Origin of the sequence: Citrobacter sp. A316, from assembly GCF_002042945.1 — a bacterium.
Classification (GTDB): Bacteria; Pseudomonadota; Gammaproteobacteria; order Enterobacterales; family Enterobacteriaceae; genus Citrobacter; species Citrobacter portucalensis.
In genome coordinates this window covers 195,091-208,670 of record NZ_MVFZ01000001.1, presented here as the reverse complement: position 1 = coordinate 208,670, position 13,580 = coordinate 195,091, and the positions used below count along the sequence as shown (strand labels likewise).

Below are 13,580 nucleotides of genomic sequence, written 5' to 3'. Positions count from 1 at the left end.
CATGGCCAGAACGCGTGGACGAGGTCGTCGCGAACTCAAGTCCGAAATCAATATTGTACCGCTGCTCGACGTACTGTTGGTGCTGTTGCTGATCTTTATGGCAACCGCGCCGATCATTACGCAGAGTGTGGAAGTCGACCTGCCGGATGCGACCGAATCGCAAGCCGTCAGCAGTAACGACGAACCCCCGGTCATTATTGAAGTTTCCGGTATTGGGCAATACAGCGTGGTGGTTGAGAAAGATCGTATGGATCAACTGCCGCCGGAGCAGGTTATCGCGGAAGCGAAAAGTCGCCTGCAGACCAATCCGAAAACGGTCTTTTTAATCGGTGGTGCGAAAGACGTGCCTTATGATGAAATAATTAAAGCGCTGAACTTGTTACACAGTGCAGGCGTAAAATCGGTTGGCTTGATGACGCAGCCAATCTGATGACTGCGTTTTGCTGGCTTGAAAGATAGTACGTAACAGGCGAACAGTTTTTTGGGAACCGAGAGTGTCAAAGGCAACCGAACAAAACGACAAGCTCAAAAGGGCGATAATTATTTCAGCGGTGCTGCATGTCATTTTATTTGCAGTGCTGATCTGGAGTTCGTTCGATGAGCACATTGATGCTTCAGCCGGTGGCGGTGGCGGTTCGTCTATTGACGCCGTCATGGTCGATCCTGGCGCAGTTGTGCAACAGTACGACAGGCAGCAGCAACAGCAGGCAAGTGCGAAACGTGCTGAAGAGCAGCGTGAAAAGCAGGCGCAGCAGCAAGCTGAAGAACTTCGCGAGAAGCAGGCAGCTGAGCAAGAGCGACTGAAGCAGCTGGAAAAAGAACGTTTAGCCGCGCAGGAAAAAGTGCGCGAACAGTCGGAACAGCAGAAGCAAGCTGAAGCCGCCGCCGCGAAAGCGCAAGAGCAACAGAAACAGGCTGAAGAAGCTGCGGCGAAGGCTGCTGCAGACGCGAAGGCTAAAGCTGATGCTCAGGCTAAGCAAGCGGCAGATGCCGCGAAGAAAGCCGCTGCCGACGCACAGAAAAAGGCTGAGGCTGAAGCCGCTAAAGCCGCCGCTGATGCGAAGAAAGCTGCAGAAGCACAAGCTGCTAAGGCAGCCGCGGATGCTGCGAAGAAAGCACAGGCTGAGGCCGCTAAGCAAGCTGCAGCCGAGAAAGCTGCTGCTGAGAAAGCAGAAAAAGCCGCTGCCGCGAAAGCTGCCGCTGCTGAAAAAGCGGCAGCTGATAAGAAAGCCGCTGCAGAAAAAGCAGCAGCAGACAAAAAAGCTGCAGCCGAGAAAGCCGCTGCCGATAAGAAAGCTGCGGCAGATAAAGCAGCTGCTGCTAAAAAGGCTGCGGCCGAAAAAGCCGCTGCAGCCTCTGGCGTTGACGACTTGTTGGGTGACCTGAGCTCCGGTAAGAATGCACCGAAATCGGGCGGTGGAGCGAAAGGAAACGGCCAACCGGCGAAAGATAGTGGTACAAGTGGTGCCAATGGTGGTGCTTCTGGCGCGGATATCAGTGCTTACGCATCTCAAATTCGTAATGCGATCCAGAGCCGTCTGTATGGTGCAGATTTGTATGCAGGTAAATCTTGCGTATTACATATCAAGTTAGCACCCGATGGTCTGTTACTGGATGTGACCGAAGAGGGCGGGGATCCGGCATTGTGTCAGGCTGCGCTGACGGCTGCGAAAACCGCCAGAATTCCTAAACCGCCTAGCCAGGCAGTTTATGAAAAAGTAAAAGATGCCAAACTGGACTTCAAACTGTAATAACGACCCCTGAGAAATCAGGGGAAACGGTCTAAGGTTGAGACAGAGTTCTGGTAGTTTTGTGTATTTGAGTTTGTTAACATTCTGCTAAATTATCGTGGGCTTTCCGTCCAGATAAGGGAGATATGATGAAGCAGGCATTACGAGTAGCATTTGGTTTTTTGATGCTGTGGGCAGCGGTGCTGCACGCAGAAGTACGTATCGAGATCACCCAGGGGGTGGACTCGGCGCGCCCGATTGGTGTTGTCCCCTTCCAGTGGGCAGGACCGGGTGCTGCACCTGAAGATATCGGTGGTATCGTAGGTGCTGACCTTCGTAACAGCGGTAAATTTAACCCGTTAGACCGTTCTCGTCTGCCTCAGCAGCCCGGTACCGCGCAGGAAGTTCAACCTGCCGCTTGGTCTGCGCTGGGCATTGATGCCGTAGTCGTCGGCCAGGTTACGCCGAACCCGGATGGTTCTTACAGCGTTGCTTATCAGCTGGTTGATACCGGTGGCGCACCGGGTACCGTACTGGCACAGAACACATATAAAGTGAACAAGCAGTGGCTGCGTTACGCGGGCCATACTGCAAGTGACGAAGTGTTTGAAAAACTGACCGGCATTAAAGGTGCATTCCGTACCCGTATCGCTTATGTTGTTCAGACCAACGGTGGTCAGTTCCCGTACGAATTACGTGTGTCCGACTACGATGGTTACAACCAGTTCGTGGTACACCGTTCTCCGCAGCCGCTGATGTCTCCGGCGTGGTCCCCGGACGGTTCAAAACTGGCGTACGTTACCTTCGAAAGCGGTCGTTCTGCACTGGTTATTCAGACACTGTCTAACGGCGCGGTTCGTCAGGTAGCCTCGTTCCCACGTCACAACGGTGCGCCTGCGTTTTCTCCGGATGGTAGCAAACTGGCGTTTGCCCTGTCTAAAACCGGTAGCCTGAACCTGTATGTCATGGACATTGGTTCCGGTCAAATCCGTCAGGTGACGGATGGTCGTAGCAACAACACGGAACCGACATGGTTCCCGGACAGCCAAAACCTGGCCTTTACGTCTGACCAGGCCGGTCGTCCGCAGGTATATAAAGTTAACGTCAACGGCGGTGCTCCGCAGCGCATTACCTGGGAAGGTTCGCAAAACCAGGATGCAGATGTGAGCAGCGACGGTAAGTTTATGGTAATGGTAAGCTCGGCCAATGGTCAGCAGCACATTGCCAAACAAGATCTGGTAGCGGGTGGCGTACAAGTTCTGTCGTCAACGTTCCTGGACGAAACGCCAAGTCTGGCACCTAACGGCACTATGGTAATCTACAGCTCTTCTCAGGGGATGGGATCCGTGCTGAATTTGGTTTCTACAGATGGGCGTTTCAAAGCGCGTCTTCCGGCAACTGATGGACAGGTTAAATTCCCTGCCTGGTCGCCGTATCTGTGATAATAAATAATTGATTAATAAAGGAATCATTGAAATGCAACTGAACAAAGTGCTGAAAGGGCTGATGATTGCTCTGCCTGTTATGGCTATTGCAGCGTGTTCTTCTAACAAGAACGCCAGCAATGACGGCAGCGAAGGCATGCTGGGTGCCGGCACTGGTATGGATGCAAACGGCAGCGGCAACATGTCTTCTGAAGAGCAAGCGCGTCTTCAGATGCAACAGCTGCAGCAGAACAACATCGTTTATTTCGATCTGGACAAGTACGATATCCGTTCTGACTTCGCTGCAATGCTGGATGCTCACGCTAACTTCCTGCGTAGCAACCCGTCTTACAAAGTCACCGTAGAAGGTCATGCGGACGAACGTGGTACTCCTGAGTACAACATCTCCCTGGGTGAGCGTCGTGCGAACGCCGTTAAGATGTACCTGCAGGGTAAAGGCGTTTCAGCTGACCAGATCTCCATCGTTTCTTACGGTAAAGAAAAACCTGCAGTACTGGGTCATGACGAAGCGGCTTACGCCAAAAACCGTCGCGCCGTACTGGTTTACTAAGAGAATTGCATGAGCAGTAACTTCAGACATCATCTGTTGAGTCTGTCGTTACTGGTTGGCATAGCGGCCCCTTGGGCCGCTTTTGCACAGGCGCCAATCAGTAGTGTCGGCTCTGGCTCGGTCGAAGACCGTGTCACTCAACTCGAGCGTATTTCTAACGCTCACAGTCAGCTTTTGACCCAACTCCAGCAACAACTCTCCGATAATCAGTCCGATATTGATTCCCTGCGTGGTCAAATTCAGGAAAATCAGTATCAACTGAATCAGGTTGTTGAACGCCAGAAGCAAATATTGCTGCAGATGAATAATCTGGGCAGCGGTAGTGCACCTGCGGCGCAATCTGCGGGAGGCGATCAGAGTGGGGCAGCAGCAACCCCTGCGCCTGATGCGGGTGCAGCGGCAGCGTCAGGCGCTCCGGTGCAAACAGGCGATGCGAATACCGATTACAATGCGGCCATTGCTCTGGTGCAGGATAAATCCCGCCAGGATGACGCGATCGAAGCATTTCAGAACTTCATCAAAAAGTACCCAGACTCGACTTACCTGCCAAATGCGAATTACTGGCTGGGTCAGTTGAATTACAACAAGGGGAAAAAAGATGATGCAGCGTTCTATTTTGCTTCAGTAGTCAAAAACTTCCCGAAATCACCAAAGGCTGCAGACGCGATGTATAAAGTCGGTGTCATCATGCAGGACAAAGGTGATAAAGAGAAAGCTAAAGCCGTTTATCAGCAGGTTATCACTAAATACCCTGGCACTGATGGCGCGAAACAAGCGCAAAAACGCCTTGGCGCGATGTAATGAACACCATGCGACCAGAAATCGTGTTAATTCTGGTCGCGTCGTGTGATTCCTAAGCAGTTGAGTTATTTACATCGAAATTTTTGTTGCGCTAAAATCTGAAATCAGTAATATATGCCGCCGTTGCCAAGGGATATCAAACAGCCCGAAAGCGGCGAAAAAAGTGGGGCGTTAGCTCAGTTGGTAGAGCAGTTGACTTTTAATCAATTGGTCGCAGGTTCGAATCCTGCACGCCCCACCACTTAATGCAGTATCCAGCGTAGTATCGGGTGATTAGCTCAGCTGGGAGAGCACCTCCCTTACAAGGAGGGGGTCGGCGGTTCGATCCCGTCATCACCCACCACTCGGGGCGTTAGCTCAGTTGGTAGAGCAGTTGACTTTTAATCAATTGGTCGCAGGTTCGAATCCTGCACGCCCCACCAATTTATTGGTGGCACCGAGTAAAAATTTTCAGGTTATACCCGAGCGGGTCGTTAGCTCAGTTGGTAGAGCAGTTGACTTTTAATCAATTGGTCGCAGGTTCGAATCCTGCACGACCCACCATCCTGAAAGTATAAAGAAGTAAACCCCATAAGGGGGCGTTAGCTCAGTTGGTAGAGCAGTTGACTTTTAATCAATTGGTCGCAGGTTCGAATCCTGCACGCCCCACCAGTGTAAAAAGGCGCCCTAAAGGCGCCTTTTTGCTATGCGCAGAATTAACGATTCGAACCTGCAGCAGGTTTGGGTCTCACGTAGTGAGACAACGGAGACGTTTACGGCGACGGCCCGGAGGGCGAGCAAAGCGAGTCATCCTGCACGCCCCACCAAATTTAACATCGAACTCAGATGTTGAAAGTGAAGGATAACGTTGCTTTAGCAACGGCCCGTAAGGGCGAGACGAAGTCGAGTCATCCTGCACGCCCCACCAGTGTAAAAAGGCGCCCTAAAGGCGCCTTTTTGCTATGCGCAGAATTCAGCAATTCGAACCTGCTTGCCTGATGCGCTTCGCTTATCAGTCCTACAGACGACACTATTCACGTAGGCCGGATAAGACGTCAGTCGCCATCCGGCATTCATCACACGCAATTATTGTGACTTTCTTACGCCAATCCGCTATCTTGTTTAGCATATAAAACAAATCTAACCGAATACGGCGTGCGTCACGCTTTTAATCGGTTATTTCGTTAAGCCAGTAAAACGAGAAAGCAAGATGAGCGTGATGTTTGATCCAGAAGCAGCAATTTATCCGTTTCCGCCGAAGCCAGCCCCGCTGAGTGTGGATGAAAAGCAATTTTATCGTGAAAAAATCAAGCACCTGCTGAAAGAGCGAGACGCCGTTATGGTCGCGCACTATTACACCGATCCCGAAATTCAGCAGTTAGCTGAAGAGACCGGTGGTTGTATTTCTGATTCTCTTGAGATGGCGCGGTTCGGCTCAAAGCATCCTGCATCTACGCTGTTGGTTGCAGGTGTGAGGTTTATGGGGGAAACCGCCAAAATCCTCAGCCCGGAAAAGACCATCCTGATGCCGACCTTACAGGCGGAATGTTCATTAGATCTGGGCTGTCCGATTGATGCGTTCAGCGCGTTTTGCGATGCGCATCCGGATCGTACCGTGGTGGTTTACGCCAATACCTCAGCCGCCGTTAAAGCACGTGCTGACTGGGTCGTCACGTCCAGTATCGCGGTAGAACTTATTGAGCATCTTGATAGTTTAGGTGAAAAAATCATCTGGGCTCCGGACAGACATCTGGGCAACTACGTACAAAAACAGACCGGTGCAGACGTTCTTTGTTGGCAGGGGGCCTGTATCGTCCACGACGAATTTAAAACTCAGGCTTTAACACGCATGAAGGGGCTTTACCCTGATGCCGCGGTGTTGGTGCACCCGGAGTCCCCTCAGTCTATCGTCGATATGGCTGATGCGGTTGGCTCAACCAGCCAGTTAATCAACGCAGCTAAATCGTTACCGCATCAACAACTGATTGTGGCGACTGACCGGGGCATTTTTTACAAAATGCAGCAGGCCGTTCCGGATAAAGAGTTACTCGAAGCACCGACGGCTGGTGAGGGGGCAACCTGCCGCAGCTGTGCGCATTGTCCGTGGATGGCGATGAACGGCCTTAAGGCGATTGCTGAGGGCCTGGAACAAGGCGGAGCGGCTCATGAGATACATGTTGATGCTACGCTGCGAGAAGGGGCGTTGTTGCCGTTAAACCGCATGTTGGAATTTGCGGCTACACTTCGAGCTTAATTAAATTTTTTGCTCTGGGGGAAAAGATGGACTTTTTTAGCACGCAGAACATTCTGGTACATATTCCGATTGGCGCTGGCGGTTACGATCTGTCGTGGATCGAAGCTGTGGGGACAATCGCCGGGTTGCTGTGTATTGGCCTGGCGAGCCTTGAGAAAATCAGCAATTACTTCTTCGGCCTGATAAACGTCACGCTGTTTGCGATCATCTTCTTTCAGATCCAGCTCTATGCAAGCCTGTTGCTGCAAGTTTTCTTCTTTGCCGCCAACATCTACGGCTGGTATGCCTGGTCCAGGCAAACCAACCAGCATGAAGCGGAGCTGAAAATCCGCTGGCTGCCGTTACCAAAAGCGATCGGCTGGTTGGCGGCTTGCGTGGTGGCGATCGGCCTGATGTCGGTCTATATCGATCCAGTCTTTGCGTTCCTGACCCGCATTGCGGTGAACATTATGCAGGCATTAGGATTACAGGTTGTTGTGCCTGAATTGCAACCCGATGCCTTCCCGTTCTGGGACTCCTGCATGATGGTGTTGTCGATTGCGGCGATGATCCTGATGACGCGTAAGTTCGTTGAAAACTGGCTGCTGTGGGTGATCATTAACGTAATAAGCGTAGTGATTTTCGCCCTACAAGGCGTATATGCCATGTCGCTGGAGTATATGATCCTGACGGTTATCGCCCTGAACGGTAGCAGGATGTGGATTAACAGCGCGCGTGAGCGGGGTTCTCACGCGCTGTCCCATTAATGGTGATGATGTGAATGGCCGGATACGCCCTGATACAGGTGGCAGTCCGGCCCATTACACGGCTGATACTCCATCTGGATTGTCGCATGTTCAATCTGGTAGTGATGGATAAGGAAATGTTGAATACGCTCCAGCAGCGCATCATGATCGTGCGGTGGAATCACCTGTACATGCAGCGTCATTACCGGTTTTTCACCCACCATCCAGACATGGACATGGTGCACATTGCGGACTTCGGAGATATCACGGCTGAGATGGCGCTGCAGTGCGGCGATATCCAGCGTCAGCGGGGCGCCTTCCAGTAACTCATTAACGCTATCCTTTAACAGTCGCCAGGCGCTGCGCAGTACCAGCACGGAAACCAGAATCGAGAGAATCGGGTCCGCAGGCGTCCAGCCGGTCCAGATAATAATCAGCGCAGCGATGATCGCCCCGACCGAGCCGAGTAAATCGCCCATCACATGTAGTGCCGCGGCGCGGACGTTCAGGTTTTTCTCCTCACTACCGCGGTGTAGAACCCAAAAAGCCAGCACGTTGGCGAATAAACCCGCGACAGCTATAACCATCATCATGCCGCCAGCCACGGGACGGGGCGTATGGAAGCGCTCAATGGCTTCCCAGACGATTAAAATGGTGATCACGACCAATGCGATAGCATTAACAAATGCGGCCAGTGTCGTGAGTCTCAGCCAGCCGAAGGTATGTCGTATTGTGGGCGGGCGATGGGAAAACCGGACGGCCAGCAGCGCAAAAAGGAGCGCTGCGGCATCAGTGAGCATATGCCCGGCATCGGCCAACAAGGCCAGTGAACCTGAAAGTATTCCACCCACCACTTCAACCAACATAAATCCGGCTGTAATGCAGAATGCAAACATCAAGCGGCGGGCATTATTGTCCTTGGGTTGCTCAGAGGAAGTATGAGTATGCGAGTGCGCCATTATGCCATCCCTTTGTTATTCTCATCTTTACTGTATGCCATCATACCGTTTTTGGGATGATAAAATTAAAAAGGAGAGCTATTGCTCTCCCGTTATTAGCTTTATTTTCAGCGTTACTGCGTAGTGCCATCAGTTTTTGTCTCGACATCATTATTAATGCCGTTTCCGGTTTCAACCTTCTTATTCACATCAGGGCAACGACCGTCCTTACACATAGTGTTTTTGTGCATCTCGTCTTTGGTCATCCCTTCATGGTTCATTGATGAACCGTTCGGGTGCAGCATTGTGCCACCTGAATTCACGTTACTGTTGTCGACATTATTTGGTGCTACGTTTTCCCGTGCGTCTGGGGCGACCTGGCCGGCATCCGCCGAGGAATTTGCCTGGCCGTTATTGGACTGCGTGTTGGTTTCAGCTGCCAGCGCCGCGCCGCTGGCGAGGCTGAGTGTAGCGGTAAGAAAGAGTGAAGCCAGCTTTGTCATATGCATAATATGCTCCTGTTATGGTCGATATGTCGGATAACGTCTTCCAACAGTGCATGTGCCAGTTACATCATCAATATGTGGTTAATAGTTTTGCCAGATAAATTAAACCCAGCATAGAATCTTGAAATTTATGAAAATTAAAGCTGTTACAGTTATAAATTGTAGGTTGGATCTCGTTTTTCGCTACTTTATTGCGTTTTTTTGGCCAATTCCAGGATTAATCCGTCCAAAGTGTAAAACCCCGTTTACACTTTATGACTGAAGATATAGATTGGAGGGATTGCATTCATTTATATAAGTATGGCAACGCTGGAATAATCATGAATTATCAGAACGACGATTTACGCATTAAAGAGATCAACGAGTTATTACCGCCAGTCGCATTGTTGGAAAAATTCCCCGCTACTGAAAATGCCGCAAACACGGTGGCTCATGCCCGTAAAGCGATCCATAAAATCCTGAAAGGGAGTGACGATCGCCTGCTGGTAGTGATTGGGCCGTGCTCAATTCATGATCCGGCAGCAGCCAAAGAGTATGCCGCTCGCCTGCTGGCGCTGCGTGAAGAATTAAAAGGCGAGCTTGAAATCGTCATGCGCGTCTATTTTGAAAAACCGCGAACCACCGTCGGCTGGAAAGGGCTTATCAACGATCCGCACATGGACAACAGCTTCCAGATCAACGATGGGCTGCGCATTGCGCGTAAACTGCTGCTGGATATCAATGACAGCGGATTGCCTGCTGCGGGTGAATTCCTCGATATGATCACCCCGCAATACCTCGCCGACCTGATGAGCTGGGGTGCGATTGGGGCACGTACCACTGAATCTCAGGTGCACCGCGAGTTGGCGTCTGGTCTGTCCTGCCCGGTTGGCTTTAAAAACGGTACCGATGGCACGATAAAAGTAGCGATTGATGCGATTAACGCCGCAGGAGCGCCGCACTGCTTCCTGTCTGTGACCAAATGGGGTCATTCGGCGATCGTAAATACCAGTGGTAATGGCGATTGCCATATTATTCTGCGCGGCGGCAAAGAGCCGAACTACAGCGCTCAGCACGTTGCCGATGTGAAAGAAGGTCTGATCAAAGCAGGGCTTTCAGCTCAGGTGATGATCGACTTTAGCCATGCCAACTCCAGCAAGCAGTTCAAAAAGCAGATGGATGTCGCGAAAGATGTTTGCGGACAAGTTGCTGGGGGCGAAAAAGCAATTATTGGCGTGATGATCGAAAGCCATCTGGTGGAAGGTAATCAGAATCCGGATAACGGTGAGCCGCTGACCTACGGTAAGAGCATCACCGACGCCTGCATTGGCTGGGAAGATACCGATGCAGTGTTGCGCCAGCTGGCGGATGCGGTAAAAGCGCGCCGCGGTTAAAAAACGCATCCGGGCGGCTACGCTCGGTAAGCCGGATAAGGCAACGCCGCTATCCGGCAATAAAAAAAGCGTGGAGCATTCCACGCTTTTTCGTTTAACCCGGGATGAAAATTATTTCGCTTTACCCTGGTTCGCAACGGCTGCCGCTTTTGCTGCGATCTCGTCAGCATTACCCAGATAGTAGTGTTTGATCGGTTTGAAGTTTTCGTCGAACTCATATACCAGCGGTACGCCGGTCGGGATGTTCAGTTCAAGGATCTCATCTTCGCCCATGTTATCCAGGTATTTAACCAGCGCACGCAGAGAGTTACCGTGAGCGGCGATAATCACGCGCTCACCGCTTTTCATGCGCGGCAGAATGGTTTCGTTCCAGTAGGGGATAACGCGATCGATGGTCAGCGCCAGGCTTTCGGTAACCGGTAACTCTTTGTCGGTCAGTTTCGCATAACGCGGATCGTGGCCCGGATAACGCTCGTCATCTTTGGTCAGTTCCGGTGGCGTTACCGCAAAGCCGCGGCGCCATTGTTTAACCTGCTCGTCACCGTATTTTTCAGCGGTTTCAGCTTTGTTCAGACCTTGCAGCGCGCCGTAATGACGTTCGTTCAGTTTCCAGGATTTTTCAACCGGCAGCCAGGCCTGATCCAGTTCGTCCAGTACGTTCCACAGAGTGTGGATGGCACGTTTCAGCACAGAGGTATAAGCAAAATCGAAGCTGTAGCCTTCTTCTTTCAGCAGTTTACCTGCCGCTTTTGCTTCGCCCACGCCTTTCTCTGACAGATCAACGTCATACCAACCGGTAAAACGGTTTTCGTTGTTCCACTGACTTTCACCGTGACGTACCAGAACCAGCTTAGTTACAGCCATACACTCACTCCTATAAATCATATTGAATGATAATAATTCTCATTATATTGCCGTAAAGCGTCAGCGGCAATGCTTACGCATAACCATAGCGAAAATAGCGCCACAGTGTAAGGTTCTTGTGAATTCAAGGTTGCGATTTTGTCTTTGAGTGGTGGGGATTTGAGCGGAACGACTGCGGTAAACAAGTGACAGGCCCGACAAGTTATGTCATCGGGCCTGTGAGGGGGAACGATCAGGCAGGAATAAACTGATATTCCGTTACGCTGGCATATTCTTCACCCGGAAGCAGGATGCAATCCGGTTGCGGCCATTCCGGATGGTTCGGGCTGTCTGGCAGAAACTCACTTTCCAGTGCCAGACCTTGCCAGTCTTCGTAGGCATCAGGCCCGCGAGATGGCGTACCGCCGAGGAAGTTGCCGGAGTAAAACTGCAATGCCGGGGCCGAGGTGTAGACCACCATCTGCAGTTTTTCATCCTGGGACCACAGTCGAGCGACCGGCGTACGCGCATTGCCCTGCGCCTGAAGCAGGAAGGCGTGATCGTAACCTTTTACCTTGCGCTGATCGTCATCGGCAAGAAATTCACTGCTGATGATTTTAGGCGTGCGGAAATCGAAAGTGCTACCAGCGACGGATTTCAGTCCGTCATGTGGGATGCCCATTTCATCAACCGGCAAGTACTCGTCCGCCAGAATTTGCAGCTTATGTTGACGCACATCCGTTTTGTCACCGTCGAGGTTAAAATAAACGTGATTCGTCAGATTCACCGGACAGGGCTTATCGACCGTGGCGCGGTAGGTTATCGAAATACGATTATCGTCAGTCAGGCGATACTGTGCGGTGGCGCATAGATGGCCAGGGAAACCCTGGTCGCCATCGTCAGATGTTAAGGCGAACAGCACCTGACGGTCATTCTGATTGACTATCTGCCAGCGACGTTTATCGAAACCGTCCGGCCCGCCGTGCAGCTGGTTTTCACCCTGACTTGGTATTAATTCAACGGTTTCGCCGGCAAAGGTATAGCGGCTGTTGGCGATACGGTTAGCGTAGCGACCAATTGAAGCGCCCAGAAATGCAGCCTGCTCCGGGTATTGTTCCGGACTGGCGCACCCAAGTAATGCTTCGCGCACGCTGCCATCGCTAAGCGGAATACGCGCAGAGAGCAGCGTCGCGCCCCAGTCCATGAGCGTGACGACCATCCCTGCGTCATTGCGCAGGGTGAGCAGGCGAAACGGTTGACCGTCCGGAGCCTGCACAGGGATTTCGTTTAACATTGTCCTGCTCCTTGTGAAGGTTTGCAGACGTAGAATGTTTCTTTGATACCTGTTTTCGCTTCGTATTGTTCTGCGACGGCCTGTTGTACGGCAGGTACCAAATCTTGCGGGATCAGCGCCACGATGCAGCCGCCGAAACCGCCACCGGTCATGCGGACACCACCTTTATCGCCGATGGTTGCTTTGACAATTTCGACCAGCGTATCAATTTGCGGCACGGTGATTTCAAAGTCATCGCGCATTGAGGCGTGAGATTCCGCCATCAGCTGGCCCATGCGCAGCAGATCGCCTTTTTCCAGTGCCTGCGCGGCTTCAACGGTACGTGCATTTTCCGTGATAACGTGGCGAACGCGTTTGGCGACGATCGGATCCAGTTCGTGGGCGACAGCGTTGAAGGCTTCAAGGCTGACATCACGCAGCGCTGGCTGCTGGAAGAAACGCGCGCCGGTTTCACACTGTTCGCGACGGGTGTTGTATTCGCTACCGACCAGCGTGCGTTTAAAGTTACTGTTGATGATCACCACCGCGACACCCTCAGGCATAGAAACGGCTTTGGTGCCAAGCGTTCGGCAGTCGATCAGCAGCGCATGATCTTTCTTACCAAGTGCCGAGATCAGTTGATCCATAATGCCGCAGTTACAACCGACAAACTGGTTTTCAGCTTCCTGGCCATTCAGGGCAATCTGCGCGCCGTCGAGCGGCAGATGATAGAGCTGCTGGAATACCGTTCCAACTGCGACTTCCAGTGAGGCAGAAGAGCTTAAGCCCGCACCCTGCGGGACGTTACCGCTGATCACCAGATCAGCACCGCCAAAGGCGTTATTGCGCTTTTGCAGATGTTTTACCACGCCACGTACGTAGTTTGACCACTGCTGGCTGTCGTGGGCGATAATCGGCGTATCAAGCGAGAACTCATCAGTCTGATTGTCGTAATCCGCGGCGATCACGCGGACTTTTCGATCGTCGCGTGCCGCACAGCTGATAACGGTTTGATAGTCGATGGCGCAAGGCAGAACGAAGCCGTCGTTATAATCGGTATGTTCGCCAATCAGGTTTACACGGCCCGGTGCCTGAATAGTATGGGTGGCAGGGTAGCCAAATGTTTCTGCAAACAGAGATTGTGTTTTTTCTTTCAGACTCAT

The 13,580-nt window shown here is 51.8% G+C and carries 13 protein-coding genes and 5 tRNA genes; 13 read left to right on the top strand and 5 right to left on the bottom strand.

The window, feature by feature from the left end:
• The first annotated feature begins 1 nt into the window (after position 1).
• The 12 genes from tolR (at position 2) to pnuC (ending at position 7,505) form a co-directional block, all read left to right on the top strand.
• A complete protein-coding gene (tolR, locus tag BZK41_RS01010) occupies positions 2-430 on the top strand; it encodes a colicin uptake protein TolR (protein ID WP_003022978.1) in 429 nt (142 codons plus the stop codon).
• A 64-nt stretch (positions 431-494) separates the two neighbouring features.
• The gene (tolA, locus tag BZK41_RS01005; protein ID WP_079936887.1) at positions 495-1,751 is read left to right on the top strand and encodes a cell envelope integrity protein TolA; all 1,257 of its coding nucleotides are present in this window, start codon (positions 495-497) and stop codon (positions 1,749-1,751) included.
• Between the two features lie 128 nt (positions 1,752-1,879).
• Positions 1,880-3,172, top strand: a complete 1,293-nt coding sequence (tolB, locus tag BZK41_RS01000) for a Tol-Pal system beta propeller repeat protein TolB (RefSeq protein ID WP_003022981.1) — start codon at positions 1,880-1,882, stop codon at positions 3,170-3,172.
• Between the two features lie 34 nt (positions 3,173-3,206).
• Positions 3,207-3,725 carry a peptidoglycan-associated lipoprotein Pal gene (gene pal, locus BZK41_RS00995; protein ID WP_003022983.1) on the top strand — a complete coding sequence of 173 codons (519 nt, stop codon included), beginning with the start codon at positions 3,207-3,209 and terminating at the stop codon, positions 3,723-3,725.
• A gap of 9 nt (positions 3,726-3,734) precedes the next feature.
• Positions 3,735-4,526: a cell division protein CpoB gene (gene cpoB / locus BZK41_RS00990; RefSeq protein WP_003831441.1), complete on the top strand. Its 792-nt coding sequence runs from the start codon at positions 3,735-3,737 to the stop codon at positions 4,524-4,526.
• 165 nt (positions 4,527-4,691) lie between these two features.
• Positions 4,692-4,767, top strand: a tRNA-Lys gene (locus tag BZK41_RS00985).
• 26 nt (positions 4,768-4,793) lie between these two features.
• A tRNA-Val gene (locus BZK41_RS00980) sits at positions 4,794-4,869 on the top strand.
• 3 nt (positions 4,870-4,872) lie between these two features.
• Positions 4,873-4,948: transfer RNA gene (locus BZK41_RS00975), tRNA-Lys, on the top strand.
• Positions 4,949-4,993: 45 nt separating this feature from the next.
• A tRNA-Lys gene (locus BZK41_RS00970) sits at positions 4,994-5,069 on the top strand.
• Between the two features lie 32 nt (positions 5,070-5,101).
• A tRNA-Lys gene (locus BZK41_RS00965) sits at positions 5,102-5,177 on the top strand.
• 538 nt (positions 5,178-5,715) lie between these two features.
• Complete coding sequence (gene nadA, locus BZK41_RS00960; protein WP_079936886.1) at positions 5,716-6,759, top strand: quinolinate synthase NadA; 1,044 nt, start codon at positions 5,716-5,718, stop codon at positions 6,757-6,759.
• Between the two features lie 26 nt (positions 6,760-6,785).
• Positions 6,786-7,505 (top strand): nicotinamide riboside transporter PnuC, encoded by a 720-nt coding sequence (pnuC, locus tag BZK41_RS00955; protein WP_079936885.1) that lies wholly within the window; start codon positions 6,786-6,788, stop codon positions 7,503-7,505.
• On the opposite strand, the gene zitB is transcribed toward pnuC, so the two are convergent.
• Together zitB and BZK41_RS00945 are read right to left on the bottom strand one after the other, a co-directional pair.
• Positions 7,502-8,443 carry a CDF family zinc transporter ZitB gene (gene zitB, locus BZK41_RS00950; protein ID WP_079936884.1) on the bottom strand — a complete coding sequence of 314 codons (942 nt, stop codon included), beginning with the start codon at positions 8,441-8,443 and terminating at the stop codon, positions 7,502-7,504. The two genes, pnuC and zitB, sit on opposite strands and share 4 nt — an antisense overlap.
• A gap of 113 nt (positions 8,444-8,556) precedes the next feature.
• Positions 8,557-8,931 (bottom strand): YbgS-like family protein, encoded by a 375-nt coding sequence (locus tag BZK41_RS00945; RefSeq protein WP_079936883.1) that lies wholly within the window; start codon positions 8,929-8,931, stop codon positions 8,557-8,559.
• 317 nt (positions 8,932-9,248) lie between these two features.
• On the opposite strand from BZK41_RS00945, the gene aroG reads away from it, so the two are divergent.
• Positions 9,249-10,301, top strand: a complete 1,053-nt coding sequence (gene aroG / locus BZK41_RS00940) for a 3-deoxy-7-phosphoheptulonate synthase AroG (RefSeq protein ID WP_079936882.1) — start codon at positions 9,249-9,251, stop codon at positions 10,299-10,301.
• A 111-nt stretch (positions 10,302-10,412) separates the two neighbouring features.
• Here aroG and gpmA read toward each other — a convergent pair whose 3' ends face one another.
• From gpmA to galK, 3 genes are all read right to left on the bottom strand, one after another.
• Positions 10,413-11,165, bottom strand: coding sequence for a 2,3-diphosphoglycerate-dependent phosphoglycerate mutase (gene gpmA / locus BZK41_RS00935; RefSeq protein ID WP_003022999.1), 753 nt, complete (start codon positions 11,163-11,165; stop codon positions 10,413-10,415).
• 232 nt (positions 11,166-11,397) lie between these two features.
• Positions 11,398-12,438, bottom strand: coding sequence for a galactose-1-epimerase (galM, locus tag BZK41_RS00930; RefSeq protein WP_079936881.1), 1,041 nt, complete (start codon positions 12,436-12,438; stop codon positions 11,398-11,400).
• Positions 12,432-13,580: a galactokinase gene (gene galK / locus BZK41_RS00925; protein ID WP_079936880.1), complete on the bottom strand. Its 1,149-nt coding sequence runs from the start codon at positions 13,578-13,580 to the stop codon at positions 12,432-12,434. The genes galM and galK overlap by 7 nt, the downstream gene beginning before the upstream one ends.

Excerpts from the sequence above, each read along its gene's own strand:
- tolR (WP_003022978.1), top strand. The coding sequence starts at position 2 with ATGGCCAGAACGCGTGGACGAGGTCGTCGCGAACTCAAGTCCGAAATC.
- tolB (WP_003022981.1), top strand. The coding sequence starts at position 1,880 with ATGAAGCAGGCATTACGAGTAGCATTTGGTTTTTTGATGCTGTGGGCA.
- pal (WP_003022983.1), top strand. The coding sequence starts at position 3,207 with ATGCAACTGAACAAAGTGCTGAAAGGGCTGATGATTGCTCTGCCTGTT.
- cpoB (WP_003831441.1), top strand. The coding sequence starts at position 3,735 with ATGAGCAGTAACTTCAGACATCATCTGTTGAGTCTGTCGTTACTGGTT.
- nadA (WP_079936886.1), top strand. The coding sequence starts at position 5,716 with ATGAGCGTGATGTTTGATCCAGAAGCAGCAATTTATCCGTTTCCGCCG.
- pnuC (WP_079936885.1), top strand. The coding sequence starts at position 6,786 with ATGGACTTTTTTAGCACGCAGAACATTCTGGTACATATTCCGATTGGC.
- zitB (WP_079936884.1), bottom strand. The coding sequence starts at position 8,443 with ATGGCGCACTCGCATACTCATACTTCCTCTGAGCAACCCAAGGACAAT.
- BZK41_RS00945 (WP_079936883.1), bottom strand. The coding sequence starts at position 8,931 with ATGCATATGACAAAGCTGGCTTCACTCTTTCTTACCGCTACACTCAGC.
- aroG (WP_079936882.1), top strand. The coding sequence starts at position 9,249 with ATGAATTATCAGAACGACGATTTACGCATTAAAGAGATCAACGAGTTA.
- gpmA (WP_003022999.1), bottom strand. The coding sequence starts at position 11,165 with ATGGCTGTAACTAAGCTGGTTCTGGTACGTCACGGTGAAAGTCAGTGG.
- galM (WP_079936881.1), bottom strand. The coding sequence starts at position 12,438 with ATGTTAAACGAAATCCCTGTGCAGGCTCCGGACGGTCAACCGTTTCGC.
- galK (WP_079936880.1), bottom strand. The coding sequence starts at position 13,580 with ATGAGTCTGAAAGAAAAAACACAATCTCTGTTTGCAGAAACATTTGGC.